The 1729-nt window shown below is 55.8% G+C and carries 1 rRNA gene (cut by a window edge); it reads left to right on the plus strand.

Annotated features, from left to right (window positions below):
- Window positions 1-1707 (plus strand): 23S ribosomal RNA (locus B9S57_RS22345) (it extends 1419 nt beyond the left edge of the window).
- Window positions 1708-1729: the final 22 nt, after the last annotated feature.

Here is a 1729-nt window from a genome sequence, read left to right on the forward strand (position 1 = left end):
GACTAAGGGTTCCTGGGTCAAGCTGATCTGCCCAGGGTAAGTCGGGACCTAAGGCGAGGCCGACAGGCGTAGTCGATGGACAACCGGTTGATATTCCGGTACCCGCTTTGAAACGCCCAATACTGAATCAGGCGATGCTAAGTCCGTGAAGCCGGCCCGATCTCTTCGGAGTTGAGGGTAGTGGTGGAGCCGACGAACCAGACTTGTACTAGGTAAGCGATGGGGTGACGCAGGAAGGTAGTCCAACCCGGGCGATGGTTGTTCCCGGGGTAAGGGTGTAGGCCGTGTGGTAGGTAAATCCGTCACACATTAAGGCTGAGACCTGATGCCGAGCCGATTGTGGTGAAGTGGATGATCCTATGCTGTCGAGAAAAGCCTCTAGCGAGTTTCATGGCGGCCCGTACCCTAAACCGACTCAGGTAGTCAGGTAGAGAATACCGAGGCGTTCGGGTGAACTATGGTTAAGGAACTCGGCAAAATGCCCCCGTAACTTCGGGAGAAGGGGGGCCATCACTGGTGATCCGATTTACTCGGTGAGCTGGGGGTGGCCGCAGAGACCAGCGAGAAGCGACTGTTTACTAAAAACACAGGTCCGTGCGAAGCCGTAAGGCGATGTATACGGACTGACGCCTGCCCGGTGCTGGAACGTTAAGGGGACCGGTTAGTGCACTTTCGGGTGTGCGAAGCTGAGAACTTAAGCGCCAGTAAACGGCGGTGGTAACTATAACCATCCTAAGGTAGCGAAATTCCTTGTCGGGTAAGTTCCGACCTGCACGAATGGCGTAACGACTTCTCGACTGTCTCAACCATAGGCCCGGTGAAATTGCACTACGAGTAAAGATGCTCGTTTCGCGCAGCAGGACGGAAAGACCCCGGGACCTTTACTATAGTTTGATATTGGTGTTCGGTTCGGCTTGTGTAGGATAGGTGGGAGACTTTGAAGCGGCCACGCCAGTGGTTGTGGAGTCGTCGTTGAAATACCACTCTGGTCGTGCTGGATGTCTAACCTGGGTCCGTGATCCGGATCAGGGACAGTGTCTGATGGGTAGTTTAACTGGGGCGGTTGCCTCCTAAAGAGTAACGGAGGCGCCCAAAGGTTCCCTCAGCCTGGTTGGCAATCAGGTGTTGAGTGTAAGTGCACAAGGGAGCTTGACTGTGAGACCGACGGGTCGAGCAGGGACGAAAGTCGGGACTAGTGATCCGGCAGTGGCTTGTGGAAGCGCTGTCGCTCAACGGATAAAAGGTACCCCGGGGATAACAGGCTGATCTTCCCCAAGAGTCCATATCGACGGGATGGTTTGGCACCTCGATGTCGGCTCGTCGCATCCTGGGGCTGGAGTCGGTCCCAAGGGTTGGGCTGTTCGCCCATTAAAGCGGTACGCGAGCTGGGTTTAGAACGTCGTGAGACAGTTCGGTCCCTATCCGCTGTGCGCGTAGGAATATTGAGAAGGGCTGTCCCTAGTACGAGAGGACCGGGACGGACGAACCTCTGGTGTGCCAGTTGTCCTGCCAAGGGCATGGCTGGTTGGCTACGTTCGGAAAGGATAACCGCTGAAAGCATCTAAGCGGGAAGCCTGCTTCGAGATGAGTATTCCCACCACCTTGAGTGGTTAAGGCTCCCAGTAGACGACTGGGTTGATAGGCCAGATGTGGAAGCCCGGTAACGGGTGGAGCTGACTGGTACTAATAGGCCGAGGGCTTGTCCTCAGTTGCTCGCGTCCACTGTGTT

Origin of the sequence: Streptomyces sp. SM10, assembly GCF_002910915.1 — a bacterium.
Lineage (GTDB): Bacteria > Actinomycetota > Actinomycetes > Streptomycetales > Streptomycetaceae > Streptomyces.